Source organism: Acinetobacter sp. YH12249, from assembly GCF_013417475.1.
Lineage (GTDB): Bacteria > Pseudomonadota > Gammaproteobacteria > Pseudomonadales > Moraxellaceae > Acinetobacter.
In genome coordinates this window covers 54,100-68,422 of record NZ_VPDX01000005.1, presented here as the reverse complement: position 1 = coordinate 68,422, position 14,323 = coordinate 54,100, and the positions used below count along the sequence as shown (strand labels likewise).

Sequence of the window (14,323 nt, the reverse complement as noted above, 5' to 3'; positions counted from 1 at the left end):
CTCAACATAGTTGAAATAAAAAATCCCCGCTTTTGTGGGGATTTTTTATTAAGTTACAAAATGATTAAGGTGATTTTTTAACTAATTTATAATTCAGATTACTCTGTATTTCCTTACCTGTTTCTATATCACGAGCTTCAACGAAATTATCACCTACATAAAACTTCCGGTTTTCAGCTTTTCCATCTAGGACGATAATAGAAGGTTGTTGAGGATCGAAAGTGAAGCTACCTTTGGTTTCAGTTTCATTATTTCCAGTTTTACCTAAATATTCCTCACTCAATTCATAAGTTTTGTCAGGATTAAGATCTAGTTCAACTTTAATACCTTCGCAGTCAGCACACGGGAAAACACCTTCATATTCACCTGTCCAGTTTGAGTTGGCAGTGGCATTACTGCTCATCTCAGTACTCATATTGCTTTGACTATTTGTAGTCTCTGTAGTAACAGGAGCATTTGTGGTATTAGATTGAGTATCTGCACTGGCCATATCGCGGTCATTCTGTTTAGAACATGCACTTAAACTAGTAACTGTTACTACCAATAAAGCAGGCCATAATATTTTTTTCATTGAAGATCATCCTCTTGTTCTTCTGTATTAGGATTTACATTAAAAGTATGAGCTATCAATATACAGAGAGATCTTGTTAAAAATTGATTCGTTAAGTGAAACGGATTAAATATATGTAGATGAGAAACTAAGATAATTAAAATACAAAATAAGCGATAGGTTTTCTTTAGTTTTATTTTATAAACCTTAAGGTTATGATTTGATAGAAATAATTATTAATAAGAGCGGTCATGAAAGCAGAACAGGAAAATAATATCATCGCGAAAATATATGATGCTGCTTTATTGCCTGCTTTATGGCTAGAGGTCATTCAGGATATTGTGCAATATACCCAGAGTCATAGTGCAATTTTTACCGGTCTTGATCAATTCAATCCCGCCTATGACTTTGTTTATACTTACAATATCCCGGAAGAAAGTCTGGCTGCTTATCAGGAGGAACGGATTCGGGTCATTGACATGAAGCTGCACATGCCTCTATGGAATGAAATTGATATGGGGGAGGCACTTAATCAAGACTGCCGTCATTATGCGGATCAACCTGGAACAGAACAGTATATTTTTTATGAAAAATGCCTTAAGCCTACAGGGATAGGGTATATGGCGGGAGTATTGCTGGACAGAGGAAACTATCGCTGGGCAGTCATGGGACTACATCGTGCTCCACACACTCAAGGTTTTGAAGCAGCTGAACTGAATTTTCTCAAACGGATCGGCATACATTTGCGTCGCTCTTTACAGATTCATCGGCAAATCAGTTTGGTACAACAAGACAATATCAGCTTATATACCGTATTAGACTGTTTAAAAATCGGTATTATTTTGCTGGATCAGGATCTCAAGTTATCTTATTCAAATCCACTAGCACAAAGCATGATTGAAGCTTCAACATGTCTGGAAATGGATATGCATAACCGGCTGAAAACACCGGTAGGTGATCAGGAACGTCTGGAAAGATTGCTATCGAGTGCTTTGCTGGAAGATACCAAGATGTCGAGTGAAATAGGCGGGGTCTTGGCTTTGCAGGATTCTAAAGGACAGCAATTGATGCTCACTGTTGTGCCTTTTAAAAGGTTGAGAAAAATGCAGCAATTTTCTGAAGCTCAGCATCAGATTGCTGTATTTATGACAGACAAAAACCGGCATTATTCATTATCTAGAGCTTATTTGCAGCAAGCATATCAACTGTCAAAACGTGAATTTGATTTGTGTGAACTTTTAATCAATGGCTATAAATTAGAAGAAATTGCAGTGAAATGTGGGATCACTTTAAGTTCAGTACGCACTTATTTTAAGAATATTTATGAAAAAACTGACTGCACTTCACAAATTGAGCTGATGCACTTATTGATGGGATGTACGATTCATTTTGAACATATTAATTAAACCTACCTAAAGATAATTCTTTAGGTAGGCAGTGCTCATTATCTAACGCGCTGTAATGTTACAGGACCTTCACCTTGTGGATGCAAGATCAGAGTTTCAGCCGATACATTGATGTTTGCAATGGTCTTGCTGCCATCGGAACTGTCTTGTAATCCGCCACATTCATTGGTATCGAATAAAACTTCAGTGGTCGTAAGTGTATTACCTGAGAGGATAAATTTGCCATATTCAATACCAGGCCAGCCACAATCATCTCCGCCTTCAGTGTCCAGGAAGAAATAATAGTTTGTGTCAAAGAAGGCAAATAAATGGGTGTCACTAAATCTCCATGCACCTACCAGACCATTAGCAGACTGTTTGACGCGGCTTAAACGGTATTCGGTATTGATCCCCGGTTCTGTCAGAATTAAGGTCGTTCCATCATAGTTTAACGTATAAGGTTTGCCTCCTGCAGGATGTGAGAGTCCCCATTCACCATTACTGTCTTGAATAATACGCGGTGAAATTACACTGGTAGTTGCATTCCAGTTTAACTCTCCAGTTTCAATGCCAGGCGTTCCATCACCATCAGCAGCTTCTGCTTGACCTAAGGCATAACGGCCATCTTCTAAAATATGGATTAGAACAGCGCTGTTTGCATTACGGCCAATTTCCCAAGTACTGGCAATATCTTTATAGAAAGTTGACTGGAAGTTTTCTGCAGCTTTTTCAGGTGTAATCAATTTTTCTGTGGTAACTACGCCTGTTGATACCACATCTGTAGCAAATGCTGTAGGGGCCTTAGAAAAATCTAAAGTTTTATTAAGAAGGGCATTAGCAGCTTCAGTATTGATACTAATCCCATTGTCATTATTACTATCTGTATCTAAAGACTGTAAAAACACCATCAGGTTGGTACGTGCATTTTCTGTTTGTGCTAAATCTAACGGAGTAACACGTTCTTTAGCTTCAATTTCTTGACCTAGTTGTACGTCACCAATCAGGAATTTAACCTTTTCTCCGTCATTAAATTTAAATTCGCCTTTTTCATTAGTAACCCCTTCAGCACCACTGCTGGTGATATATGTTACCCCTGAGATAATTCCATCTGTCAGTACACCAGTTTCGGTCCCGACCGGAGCTGTAGGTGGAACAGGTGATGAACCCTCTGTACGATCATTATCTGAACCGCCACATGCTGTAAGTAACCCCGCTAAGGCAAGACAAATTAAAGTCTTTTTGATGAAAATCTTCCTGAAATTTATTATGTCAGCGAAGTATAGAAAGAAAGCCAAAATCGACATATCCTAAAATTAGGATGGAAAAATATATAAATCAGTAAAATAAATTGAACTCATTATTTGCTTAAAAGAACGAACTTGTTATAAGAAGTGAAAGAAGAAATATTCAAATAACAATAAATTGAAAATTCTTCCTAAAATTTAAAAATACAAATATATATTAATTGGTGCTTTATTGATCAGTATGCACTATCTATATTCTGTTACATTGTTAGACTGTGGCGAAATTTTGACAATGATTGTGATGTAGCTGTGTTTGAAAATTTAGCTGAGAAAACTTTAAATTTAATGGGCTGGAAAACCGATGATCAATGGCCCGAAGACCTTGATCAATGTGTGATGATTGCAGCGCCACATACCAGTAACTGGGATGCACTATATGCACGTTTGGCCTTAAAGGCATTAAAAGTAAATGTGCGTCTGACCATTAAAGACAGCTATATGAAATTTCCATTTGGGCCTTTTGTACGTGCGATGGGTGGAATTGGTATTGACCGTCGTCCTAAACAACCGGGTGAGCCACGTCCAAGCATGGTTCAGGTCATGACAGATCTATTTAACCAGCATCCTAAACTAGTAATGCTGGTTACACCGGAAGGCACACGCGCCCGTCAGGAACAATGGAAAACCGGTTTTTATCACGTGGCGATCAATGCGGGTGTGCCGATTGCGCTGGCTTATATGGATTATGCGAAAAAAGAAGCGGGTGTAGGTAAAATCATTTATCCAACAGGAAATTATGAACAGGATATGGCTGAGATCATGGCGTTCTATGCCAATATTGAACCTAAATTTCCTGAAAAATTCAGTATTGATCAACGCTATTTTTAATTTCAGGAAAAAGAAAAGCAGAGGGATGAACTCTGCTTTTCTGTAAGGTAAATAAATGCCGAATTTAATTTTGATTCTCTTCAGATAAAATTCCCCCCAGATTCTGGCAGGCATCTTTATAAAGATTGTATTGCTGTTCTACCACTTCATATAAAGGCAGGTCAAAGAGCTCTTCACCTTGATGATATTGCTCAATATAAGATTCGACCTTGGTTTTGCTGCTGTATAGCATGTGTTGATAATAGTCCGTCATACTACTGTGTGGCATTTGCGCTGTATCAATCTTGGTACAATTGAAGTTTTGCAGAAGCTGTTCTGACTTTTTAAGATCATTGGACATACAACCTGCCAGTAACATGCTACTGAGCAATGCCGTTAGGAATTTCATAGAAAATAGATGAACTTTGATGGGGAGCGCACTATTGTAGAAGTAAATGTGCTATGCAAAAGTAGTTTTATTCAACAACTGGTCAAAAAATAGAAGAATGAAATTTAGAATCTCATTCTTCCTTTGCGATCTTTAACCTTTAACCAGTCCGCCATCGACAATCAGGTTTTGGCCTGTCACTGCACGTGAATAAGGTGACAGGAACATTAAAATAGCAGACGCAAATTCCTCAGGCGTAATCACGCGGCGCAGAGGAGTGGATTGAGCAATCAGGTCAAAGACAAAGTCAGGTGTTGCTTTACTTGCATCCGTGGTTTGCAGTAATCCACCTGAAAGCATGTTCACATTAATCCCATACTGACCCAGGTCTTGCGCAGTAGTTCGGGTAAAGGCCAATAGCGCCGCTTTTGCAGTCGTATAATCATGATAAGGAACGACAGGGTTTTGAACCAGGTTAGTCCCAATATTTACGATACGACCAAAATGTGCCTGTTTCATATCTTCTAATGCAGCTTGCGTCGTATTTAAACAGGCTTGAACTGCTCCACTAAACTGACGGGCCATGCTTTCCCAGGTCAGATCTTCAACTTTAGGTCGCTCATCACCATTAAACTCAAACTGCACCAGCGCATTATTAACAACGGAATGGATAGCCTCTCCGAAATGGGCCTTGCTGGCAGCGAATAAAGCTTGTACCTGATCAGCTTGTGTTACATCTGCCTGACAGGCAAAGACCTGATCAGGATACTGATTTTGTAAAGCTTCAGCCTGGGTTTTGCTGCTATGGTAATTTACTACCACACGTGTACCTTCCTGTATCAGGAGCTGGGTAATGGCTAGACCCAATCCACGTGCACCACCAGTCACAAGTACAATTTGATCACGAATTTGCATCGCTTATATCCGCCTAGAGAATCATCCGGGCTAACATAACAGCAATAGGGCTGAAAGCAAAGTGATGTAAGGTTTTAGAGCTGCTCTATCGCGCAAATGAGTCAATGCCTTCTTTGATCAGGAGAAAGCAGCCCGAGCTGAAGAGCAAGCCTAAGACAATCTGTTTAAAACGTAATTCTGAAATTTGATGAAACAGACGTGCGCCTAAAATAGCGGGAATACTTACAGCCAGAATGAGTACCGCCATATAGGGGAGGTGAGTCTGATTTAAGGTGCCTTGCAGTAAATAGGCGGCCAAGGTAAACACCTGTATGGCAAAATTAAAATGACGCAATATATAGCGCTGCTGTTCTTTCGGTAGTTGCTTTAGCATTAACCAGGCAGAGGGTAAAGAACCACAGAATCCCCCTAAACCTCCTAAGATGCCGCCAACCAAACCAATCCCTGCATCCGCAGTTTTACCTGAATGTTGAATCAATTTAATCTGTGGATTAAGCAACATCAGTGGACACCAGATCACGAGAAATATACCAAGCAAAATACGAAAAGTACTCGCTTCAACGATATTCAGTAACCAGGTGCCGAGTGGGACACCGATCAGACCAGCAATTAAATAAGGTAGATATAAGGTTCGGTGCAGATGAGGAAGTCTAGGTTCATTGGATAATGAAATGAGGTGACTCCACACCGAGGCAAAAACTACTAAGGGCGCAGCAAGTTGAGGACTTAATCCCCATACCCAGAATGACATGGCAATTAATGCAAAAGCAAAACCGGTAAGTCCCTGTACAAATCCTGCGATAATTGCACCAAGAATAAAGAGTAGCCAGGTCATAAAAATCAGGGTATTGGAAAAGTTTGTAGTATTCAAAATATGGCTAGAAAAACCAAGCAGATCCTTAGCTGTATTTATGCGGATCTAAGTCTAAATATGCATAAATGATTTTTATTAAATCCGAGACAAATCCTTTAATTAAGTATGGAAAATGAACAAAATCATACAAGAGTGCAACAATGGCTCCGCGTACTCTTCATGAAATCACTTGATACTAATTGAGTGCGGTATAGAGGTGATGAACATGAAAAAAATGATATTACTGTCATCTGTATTGGCAGTAGCGCTAACAGGCTGTGTGGTTGATCCTTGGGATGAAGGTTATCGCGGTCATCATGATCGTAATGGACATTATGATCGGGATCGTGGTGATAAGGATTGGAAAAAACATAAAGATCATCGTGACTGGAAACGTGACAGAGGCGATCGGGACTGGCGTCGTAATCGTTAACCGTTACCTTCCATTTATAAAAAAGGATTCCTTTAAGGATTCCTTTTTTATTTAAGTATTTAATATAAGTAGGTCTTAAGCTGCTTTTTTTTGATACAGCCCTGCGCGTACTGTACCGGCTTTGGTATTTTTAACTAAACGCCATGAACTTGGTAACTTCAATGTACTCAGTTCACGATCGGCTTCTACATAAATAAAACCATCTTCTTTAATCAGTGGATCAGCCTGAGTAGCCAGAGTTTCCCATAGATCCAAACTATAAGGCGGGTCTAGAAAGACCAGATCAAACTGCTGTTTCAGGCTGGTTAATGCTTGTTGTGCTGTCGCAACTTTAAGTTGCGCACGTGCTTTGGTGACTTTGAGTAATTCCAGATTTTGGGTGAGGAATTGTGCCTGAGTACGATCCGGCTCAATCATCACCACTGAAGCTGCACCACGTGATAATGCTTCAAAAGATAAAGCACCTGAACCGGTACACAGATCCAAGACACAGGCATTCTGGACATCCCACATCAGCCAGTTAAATAAAGTTTCACGCACACGATCAGGTGTGGGGCGTAATCCTTCGACACTGGCAAAAGCCAATTGACGGCGTTTCCAGTCACCACCAATAATTCTAAGTTGATTTTTCATGAATTATTCCTGATCGTCATTGGCTGAAGGGGTAGAGCGAGAAGTTGCAGGTTGCGGATTGTTTGGCTGTGCGTGGGTCGCCTGACCGCCTTCTTGTGTTGGGGTCGCATTCGGATCAGCACTTAACAGATTCGGTCCACTTGGCAATTCGCCCGGTTTAATACCTGCTGTCATGAGACCACCACTAATTTGATGGCCGGCAGGATGGATCGGATTTTTATCGCGAGACAGTAACCAGTAGTCAAATAACGGTTTAGCCAGTTGTGCAGCAGAACCACCATGTCGGCCATTTTCCCAGACAACGACTACTGCAATTTCAGGGGCTTCAGCAGGTGCAAAACCAACAAACAGACCATGATCCAGCTGGCGTTCAGTCAGCAGGGCTTCATTATAGCGCTTACCCTGGGCAATACTTTTCACCTGTGCTGTACCGGTTTTACCTGCGATTTGATACATCGGCGTGCGGATTCCGCGACCTGTGCCTGACTGAACCACATCGATCATCGCATCACGCATTTTGATCCAGTCATCTGGTTGACCATTAAAGTCGATTTTACCATTAGGGGCATTATGTACTGTAAAAGGTTTGGCACCTTTACTTTCACGCAGTACGTGAGGCGTAACATGTGAGCCTTGATTTGCTGTAATAGCAGTTGCCATGGCGAGCTGTAATGGTGTGGCGGTAAAGGCACCCTGACCAATACTCACCGAAATAGTTTCACCACGTGACCATTTGGATTTACGGGTACGCATTTTCCATTCAGGACTTGGATAAAGCCCTGAGCTTTCACTTGGTAAATCCACACCGGTTTTTTCGCCAAAGCCGAACTGGCGCATCCAGCTATTCATTTTTTCAATGCCCATGCGGTAGGACATGACATAGAAATAAGTATCGCAGGATACCACTTGCGCCTTATGCAGGTTCACAGCACCATGACCTGTTTTTTTATGGTCACGGAAGCGGTGACTATCGCCCGGTAAGGTAAAGTAGCCCGGGTCAGAAATCGCTGTACTCCAGTCGACCAGTCCATAATGCAGACCACCCATACCAAACATCGGTTTGATCGTTGAACCTGGAGGATAAGCCCCTTGAACCGCACGGTTATAAAGTGGCTGATCCAAACTGTCACGAAGGCCTGAATAGTCTTTGCTACTAATCCCGGTGACAAATAAATTAGGGTTAAAACTTGGACTGGAAACCAGCGCCAGAATTTCACCTGTACGTGGGTCAATCGCGACAATAGCACCACGACGACCGGCCAGTTGTTCAGTGGCAATGGTTTGTAGACCATAATCCAGTGATAAATACAGATCATTACCGCGTACCGGCTCTTTACGGCCTAAGTGACGCAGAACATTACCGAAAGCATCAGCCTCAACAGATTCATTACCCGGCACACCATGTAATAAATCTTCATAGTATTTTTCTACCCCGATTTTCCCAATCAGGTTAGATCCGGCATAGAGATCCTTATCAATTTCTTTGAGTTCTTTGTCATTAATACGGCCAACATAACCAATCACATGCGCGAAGAGTTCACCATGCGGATAATAACGGGTCATCTGCGTTTCAATATTGACGCCCGGAAATAGATATTTCACCTCACTAAAACGGGCAATATCATTTTCATTCAGATTCAGCTTGATTGACACACGCTCAGTTTTACGCGCCGTCTTGATTCGTGCCTGAAAACGTTCAATATCTTCTTCGGTTAATTCCAGAATAGGTGTAAGACGTTTCAGCGTATCATCAATATCCTGCACATCGGCGCGGCTTAAGGTAGCTGTGAAAACAGGATAATTATCGGCAAGTAAAATACCGTTACGATCGTAAATATAACCGCGTGCTGGCGCTAAAGGCTGCAGACGAATACGGTTCTGGTCAGAAGCCGTAGAGAAGGTTTCAAAATTAAAAATTTGCAAATAGGCATAGCGGCTGACCAGCAGCAGCATAAAGAAAACCACAATACCGACAGAGATCCAGACCCGACTGCTATAGATGCGCTTTTCTTGTTGTGCATTTTTTAAAGGAAAGTGCTGCTTCATACGCGATCGACTTAAGACCAGAGGGAAAGGAATCAAAGTGGAGTATTCTAGCGCAACTGTACGGGATTTGATAATGGAAAACTGGCTATAGCAATTCCTGTGTTTAAACTTTGACTTTGCAGACATGAAAATTGTAAAGTGCTGTGTACAAGAGTTTTAATAATTCTGATAAAGTCAAAATTAAATAAAAATAGGACTCTACCAAAAACTATAATTAAGGAAGATGGTGAAGGAATGAACAAAGTTTACCCTTTGTTGGCATTTGCATTCTTTGCAAATGGGGTATATGCACATGATCAAGTGAATAATACGACAAACAGAACTGAGGATCGTGAGCCTAAAGCATTTAATGTTGGGGTCGGTTTTACCCAGAAACTTATCCATCTAAACACTGAATGGGTGAATCCTTATGGGATTGCTTATGTGAAAGGTGGTGCTTTTCTCAACGATGATCGTACAGTTGGAGCACAAGTTGGCTTTCGTTATCCTGCACACCTCACCGGCAAGGACAAAAATGGTTATTATGTAGGGGCTTATGCCGGTCATATCGATAGCAAACAGGTTGATGGCAAATACGAAAGCCGTTTAGGTGGGGGCATTGATCTGGCGTATGTTTTGCTTAGTTCAGAACGGATCAGCAGTTTTAGTATCGGTATTGGGGCGGGGGAGAAATTACAGGACAGTAATGGTCGCGTTGTAGCCGAAACTGAACCCAGACTACAATTCTCCTATACTTTAAGTATCGGTTTATAGACAAAATATTCAACTTTATTAATACCTGTATTCTGTGAACAAAAAATTAAATATGGAATTTATGCATGCTTGAGTACGTCAATGAATTGTGGCAAGCCTTCTTGAATCGCCCAGATTTTTGGGCAGTGCTCAGCATTATCCCGGTGACCGCATTCGTAACATGGGCTCACGTGTGGATGGCGCTAAAAATGGTGTTTTATCCAATTAATTTTTGGGGTTTTCATGTCGGGCCTGTTCCTGTTGGCTGGCAAGGTATTGTGCCGCGTAAAGCTGGAAGAATCTCAGGAATTATCACGGATAATACCTTGTCTAAATTGGGTTCTATCCAAGAGTTCTTGCAGGCAATGGACCCGGATGATATGGCACGTATTATCGGGGAACAGGTCGGTTTTGAACTGGAACATCTGATTGATGAAGTCATGATGGACCGTAATGCGGTGCTGTGGGAAAACTTGCCTTATTCAATCAAGCGCCGTATTTATGCCCAAGCTCATAAACAGCTGCCACAGGTATTAAAAGAATTAGTGACTGAACTGACCATGAACGTCGAGTCACTGGTCGATATGCGCGACATGGTGGTCAGTCAAATGGAAGGCGATCGCCGTTTAATGGTGCGCATGTTCCTGAAAGTCGGACAGAAAGAAATCAACTTTATCTGGCATATCAGTGCCCTGATCGGGATGTTCTTTGGCCTGTTCCAGATGGTGGTCTGGTTTGTAGTGCCATGGCACTGGACCGTACCGTTCTGGGCGGCTATCTGGGGCTTCCTGACTAACTGGATTGCGATCTGGATGGTGTTTAATCCGGTAGAACCGCATTATATTAAATACCCGCAATTCTTTAAGCGTACAGCCGATCATAGATTCCCTTGGATTAAGCCGGTAATTCCAAGAATTGGCACCTATAACATACAAGGCGCATTTATGAAACGTCAGGAGGAAGTTTCTGACGTATTTGCAAGTGTGGTCACAGAAGATCTGATTACGCTAAAATCAATCATGACAGAAATGATGTATGGTGGTAAAAAAGATAAAACCCGCCGTATTGTCAAACGTCATATTAACGAAATTATGGAAACACCGCTGGTTCGGACCTCTTTACAGTTGTCTTTAGGACCAAAAGAGTATGCAAAACTCAAGACAGACTTGATCGATCGCTCGATTGAAATTACGATGGTGCCTGTAAGCGACCCTGCGTTTAATGCGAGCCGTGCACAGAAGATCTATCAAATGTTTAGAGACCGCATACGTGATTTGACGCCTAACGAGTTTCAGAATCTATTACGTCCTGCTTTTCAGGAAGATGAATGGATCTTGATTGTCCTGGGGGGAGTTACCGGTTTTGTTGCGGGTTTAATCCATTTGTTTGTGGCTTTCTTATAATTAGATGCCAAAGAGCAGCACACGTTTTGGTCGTGTGAAGCTGGGTATCTTATACATAGTTAAAAAATGAGGATGTTTATATATGCGCATTATCTTACTCGGACCACCTGGAGCAGGTAAAGGTACACAAGCTCAGTTGATCTGTAAGCGCTACAATATCCCACAAATTTCAACCGGTGATATGCTCCGTGCTGCAATTCGTGAAGGAACTGAATTAGGTCTACAAGCTAAAAGCGTCATGGACAATGGCGGTTTGGTTTCTGATGAATTAATCATTGGTCTGGTCAAAGAGCGTATTGCACAACCTGACTGTGCAAATGGCTGCATCTTTGATGGTTTCCCACGTACGATTCCTCAAGCTGAAGCGCTGGAAAAAGAAGGCATTGCAATTGATCATGTAATTGAAATTGATGTGCCGGATGAAGAAATCGTTCAACGTCTATCTGGTCGTCGTCAACACCCGGCGTCTGGTCGCGTTTATCACATCGTTTACAACCCGCCAAAAGTGGAAGGTAAAGATGATGAAACTGGTGAAGATCTGGTACAACGTCCAGATGACCAGGAAGAAACTATTCGTCGCCGTTTAGGTTCATACCACACTGAAACTGAACAGCTGGTTGGCTTCTATCAAGGCCGTGCAGCTTCAGGCGAAAATGCACCGACTTATGACAAGTTAAATGGTCTACGTCCAATCGAAGAAGTTCAAAAAGATCTTTTCACGATTCTGGATCAAGCAAAATAATCGGTTTCCGATCATTTTGACTTTCAAAGAGCCCTAAGTCATATTAGGGCTCTTTTTATTGCGTTGTTCAAAAGGATCTGCTGTGAAATGTGCTGTATTGGGATTGATGATTGTATTTCTGGCAGTACTGTTTGCGCTGTTCTATGTGAGCTTTAAGATGTTAAAAAAAGTACGCCAGGAAGAACGTGCTGAAAATGCGGGTAAGGTGCCTGAGCGTCAGCTGCATCCTAAATTACAGGCAGAGCTTGAGCAAAAGCGCAAGCAAGAACAGGCTGAGCAAAATAAAAAATAAAAACTTTTCGAGTACTTAAATTAAAAAGCTGAACCTAGCGTTCAGCTTCAATATTTTTCACCGGAATTGCGCGACCTGCGCCAAATTCAAAACGGTCTGGCCAGTTACAGACATCGGCGACTACACACTCGTGACACTTCGGTTTACGTGCAATGCAGCAATAGCGACCATGTAAAATCAGCCAGTGATGTGAATCAATAATAAATTCTTTTGGAATCACTTTGACCAGACGATGCTCGACCTCAAGCACGTTTTTACCCACCGCCAACCCGGTACGGTTACCAACACGAAAGATATGCGTGTCTACAGCCATGGTGGGCTGGCCAAAGGCGGTATTTAGTACCACATTCGCCGTTTTGCGTCCTACACCCGGTAAAGCTTCCAGATCTGCACGATTGTCCGGTACTACGCTGTTATGCTTCTTGATTAACATTTCACAGGCTTTAATGACGTTCACAGCTTTGGAATTATACAGGCCAATCGTTTTGATATATTCCTTCAGCCCCTCCACACCGAGTGCATAAATGGCTTCCGGTGTATTGGCGACCGGAAACAGTTTATCCGTGGCTTTATTGACGCTTACATCCGTAGCTTGGGCAGACAAGGTCACTGCAACCAGTAATTCAAATGGGCTGGAATAATTTAGTTCGGTTTTCGGATTGGGGCGCTGTTCACGCAGGCGCTCAAAGAAAGTCTGAATCTGTTTTTTAGTCATGTTTTTTACAGGCTTAGCTGTTACTGTAGTCATGATCTTATCCCTGTAAAGCCTGTAATTGCTGCATCAGCTCTTCAAGTTGCAGACGTTTGCGTGCATCCTCACGGACCGAAAGCTGTTTTTCTAACTTTTTGATTTGTGTACGTAATTTTGCAAGTTCAATCGTGGTTTTGGCATCAAGTGTAACCACTTCATCTGCTGGTTTTTTCACGATTTCAATGGCTGGAACCTGATCGACCTGAGCAGAGAACTGGGCAAATAGGGCAGTATTAATCTCGGCACGAACGACAGGGCCCTTACGGTCAATGCGACGTTTTTCTTCGCGTTGAATATGCGCATAGTAACGTTTACGCAAGTCATCCTGTTCAGCAATACGCTGAGCTTCAGTTGGCAAAGGCTGAAGATCTTCGACCAGATCAATACAGTCTACCGGGCAAGGCGAAATGCAGAGTTCACAGCCGGTACACAAGTCAGTGAGCACGGTATGCATCAATTTGCCTGAGCCAATAATCGCATCGACCGGACAGGCACTGATGCATTTGGTACAACCAATACATTCATCTTCACGAATGATGGCTTTCATGCGCTGAGGACGACCATCCGTCTGAATGGGCCAGACACTTTCTTCAGCGGGCAGTTTAGAACGATTTAACAATGTTGCCAGAGCATCAGCGACGGGCTGTCCACCCGGTACACATTTATTGGCATCTTCGCCCTCAGCAATGGATTGAGCATAGGGCAAGCAGCCATCACGATGACCACATAAACCGCACTGGGTTTGGGGCAATAAAGCATCAATAGACTGGACTAGAGAGATCTGCGAATTCATGAATAACCTAGGCTGCTCGGACTGAGCCTTAGAGTGAATGAAACAAAATATGTCAATTTAACAATTTTAACATGTTTTTAAGGAACTAAGTTATGCACGATTAAAGGTCACTTTGTGCATTATTATCAGGCATAAATTAACAATTAAGCATTGATTCAATTGGCATTTAAGCACACAGAAAAAATATTCATAATCAATATAAATAATTGTTATCAAATTAAATTTAAACTATTTTTAAAAAAAGTATTGTAGATTAGTTACAAAAGATATTTAATATTTTGCGCCAAAATTTAACA

Annotated in this window: 16 protein-coding genes; 7 read left to right on the top strand and 9 right to left on the bottom strand. The window is 41.8% G+C overall.

Annotated features, from left to right (window positions below; all coding sequences use genetic code 11):
• Positions 1-64 precede the first annotated feature (64 nt).
• Complete coding sequence (locus FTV25_RS04390) at positions 65-571, bottom strand: copper resistance protein NlpE (protein ID WP_180002292.1); 507 nt, start codon at positions 569-571, stop codon at positions 65-67.
• Between the two features lie 230 nt (positions 572-801).
• On the opposite strand from FTV25_RS04390, the gene FTV25_RS04385 reads away from it, so the two are divergent.
• On the top strand, positions 802-1,956 hold the full coding sequence (locus FTV25_RS04385) for a helix-turn-helix transcriptional regulator (protein ID WP_180002293.1): 1,155 nt from the start codon (positions 802-804) through the stop codon (positions 1,954-1,956).
• Positions 1,957-1,994: 38 nt separating this feature from the next.
• Here FTV25_RS04385 and FTV25_RS04380 read toward each other — a convergent pair whose 3' ends face one another.
• Positions 1,995-3,179, bottom strand: coding sequence for a hypothetical protein (locus FTV25_RS04380; protein WP_180002333.1), 1,185 nt, complete (start codon positions 3,177-3,179; stop codon positions 1,995-1,997).
• A gap of 309 nt (positions 3,180-3,488) precedes the next feature.
• Here FTV25_RS04380 and FTV25_RS04375 point away from each other — a divergent pair, with 309 nt between their 5' ends.
• Positions 3,489-4,067, top strand: coding sequence for a 1-acyl-sn-glycerol-3-phosphate acyltransferase (locus FTV25_RS04375; protein WP_180002294.1), 579 nt, complete (start codon positions 3,489-3,491; stop codon positions 4,065-4,067).
• A 64-nt stretch (positions 4,068-4,131) separates the two neighbouring features.
• Here FTV25_RS04375 and FTV25_RS04370 read toward each other — a convergent pair whose 3' ends face one another.
• The 3 genes from FTV25_RS04370 to FTV25_RS04360 all read right to left on the bottom strand — a co-directional run bounded on the left by FTV25_RS04370 (position 4,132) and on the right by FTV25_RS04360 (position 6,184).
• On the bottom strand, positions 4,132-4,455 hold the full coding sequence (locus FTV25_RS04370) for a hypothetical protein (RefSeq protein ID WP_180002295.1): 324 nt from the start codon (positions 4,453-4,455) through the stop codon (positions 4,132-4,134).
• Between the two features lie 132 nt (positions 4,456-4,587).
• Positions 4,588-5,349 carry a 3-oxoacyl-ACP reductase gene (locus tag FTV25_RS04365; protein ID WP_180002296.1) on the bottom strand — a complete coding sequence of 254 codons (762 nt, stop codon included), beginning with the start codon at positions 5,347-5,349 and terminating at the stop codon, positions 4,588-4,590.
• A gap of 85 nt (positions 5,350-5,434) precedes the next feature.
• On the bottom strand, positions 5,435-6,184 hold the full coding sequence (locus FTV25_RS04360) for a sulfite exporter TauE/SafE family protein (RefSeq protein ID WP_180002297.1): 750 nt from the start codon (positions 6,182-6,184) through the stop codon (positions 5,435-5,437).
• 244 nt (positions 6,185-6,428) lie between these two features.
• On the opposite strand from FTV25_RS04360, the gene FTV25_RS04355 reads away from it, so the two are divergent.
• The gene (locus FTV25_RS04355) at positions 6,429-6,635 is read left to right on the top strand and encodes a hypothetical protein (RefSeq protein ID WP_004782913.1); all 207 of its coding nucleotides are present in this window, start codon (positions 6,429-6,431) and stop codon (positions 6,633-6,635) included.
• Positions 6,636-6,710: 75 nt separating this feature from the next.
• Here the strand turns inward: FTV25_RS04355 and rsmD are convergent, their stop codons facing one another.
• Both rsmD and mrdA read right to left on the bottom strand, forming a co-directional pair.
• The gene (gene rsmD / locus FTV25_RS04350; RefSeq protein WP_180002298.1) at positions 6,711-7,268 is read right to left on the bottom strand and encodes a 16S rRNA (guanine(966)-N(2))-methyltransferase RsmD; all 558 of its coding nucleotides are present in this window, start codon (positions 7,266-7,268) and stop codon (positions 6,711-6,713) included.
• 3 nt (positions 7,269-7,271) lie between these two features.
• The gene (mrdA, locus tag FTV25_RS04345; protein WP_180002299.1) at positions 7,272-9,314 is read right to left on the bottom strand and encodes a penicillin-binding protein 2; all 2,043 of its coding nucleotides are present in this window, start codon (positions 9,312-9,314) and stop codon (positions 7,272-7,274) included.
• 234 nt (positions 9,315-9,548) lie between these two features.
• Between mrdA and FTV25_RS04340 the strand changes: the two genes are divergently transcribed.
• From FTV25_RS04340 to FTV25_RS04325, 4 genes are all read left to right on the top strand, one after another.
• Positions 9,549-10,067 (top strand): hypothetical protein, encoded by a 519-nt coding sequence (locus tag FTV25_RS04340; protein WP_034703685.1) that lies wholly within the window; start codon positions 9,549-9,551, stop codon positions 10,065-10,067.
• Between the two features lie 65 nt (positions 10,068-10,132).
• On the top strand, positions 10,133-11,449 hold the full coding sequence (locus FTV25_RS04335; RefSeq protein ID WP_034170491.1) for a membrane protein: 1,317 nt from the start codon (positions 10,133-10,135) through the stop codon (positions 11,447-11,449).
• A gap of 82 nt (positions 11,450-11,531) precedes the next feature.
• On the top strand, positions 11,532-12,191 hold the full coding sequence (adk, locus tag FTV25_RS04330; protein ID WP_180002300.1) for an adenylate kinase: 660 nt from the start codon (positions 11,532-11,534) through the stop codon (positions 12,189-12,191).
• A gap of 82 nt (positions 12,192-12,273) precedes the next feature.
• A complete protein-coding gene (locus FTV25_RS04325; protein WP_180002301.1) occupies positions 12,274-12,483 on the top strand; it encodes a hypothetical protein in 210 nt (69 codons plus the stop codon).
• 34 nt (positions 12,484-12,517) lie between these two features.
• Here the strand turns inward: FTV25_RS04325 and nth are convergent, their stop codons facing one another.
• Together nth and FTV25_RS04315 are read right to left on the bottom strand one after the other, a co-directional pair.
• Complete coding sequence (gene nth / locus FTV25_RS04320) at positions 12,518-13,231, bottom strand: endonuclease III (RefSeq protein WP_180002302.1); 714 nt, start codon at positions 13,229-13,231, stop codon at positions 12,518-12,520.
• Between the two features lie 4 nt (positions 13,232-13,235).
• On the bottom strand, positions 13,236-14,027 hold the full coding sequence (locus tag FTV25_RS04315; RefSeq protein WP_159123332.1) for an RnfABCDGE type electron transport complex subunit B: 792 nt from the start codon (positions 14,025-14,027) through the stop codon (positions 13,236-13,238).
• Positions 14,028-14,323: the final 296 nt, after the last annotated feature.

Coding starts and splice junctions, on each gene's coding strand:
- FTV25_RS04370 (WP_180002295.1), bottom strand. CDS start 4,455: ATGAAATTCCTAACGGCATTGCTCAGTAGCATGTTACTGGCAGGTTGT.
- FTV25_RS04360 (WP_180002297.1), bottom strand. CDS start 6,184: ATGACCTGGCTACTCTTTATTCTTGGTGCAATTATCGCAGGATTTGTA.
- nth (WP_180002302.1), bottom strand. CDS start 13,231: ATGACTACAGTAACAGCTAAGCCTGTAAAAAACATGACTAAAAAACAG.
- FTV25_RS04355 (WP_004782913.1), top strand. CDS start 6,429: ATGAAAAAAATGATATTACTGTCATCTGTATTGGCAGTAGCGCTAACA.
- FTV25_RS04340 (WP_034703685.1), top strand. CDS start 9,549: ATGAACAAAGTTTACCCTTTGTTGGCATTTGCATTCTTTGCAAATGGG.
- FTV25_RS04335 (WP_034170491.1), top strand. CDS start 10,133: ATGCTTGAGTACGTCAATGAATTGTGGCAAGCCTTCTTGAATCGCCCA.
- rsmD (WP_180002298.1), bottom strand. CDS start 7,268: ATGAAAAATCAACTTAGAATTATTGGTGGTGACTGGAAACGCCGTCAA.
- mrdA (WP_180002299.1), bottom strand. CDS start 9,314: ATGAAGCAGCACTTTCCTTTAAAAAATGCACAACAAGAAAAGCGCATC.
- FTV25_RS04315 (WP_159123332.1), bottom strand. CDS start 14,027: ATGAATTCGCAGATCTCTCTAGTCCAGTCTATTGATGCTTTATTGCCC.
- FTV25_RS04365 (WP_180002296.1), bottom strand. CDS start 5,349: ATGCAAATTCGTGATCAAATTGTACTTGTGACTGGTGGTGCACGTGGA.
- FTV25_RS04390 (WP_180002292.1), bottom strand. CDS start 571: ATGAAAAAAATATTATGGCCTGCTTTATTGGTAGTAACAGTTACTAGT.
- adk (WP_180002300.1), top strand. CDS start 11,532: ATGCGCATTATCTTACTCGGACCACCTGGAGCAGGTAAAGGTACACAA.
- FTV25_RS04385 (WP_180002293.1), top strand. CDS start 802: ATGAAAGCAGAACAGGAAAATAATATCATCGCGAAAATATATGATGCT.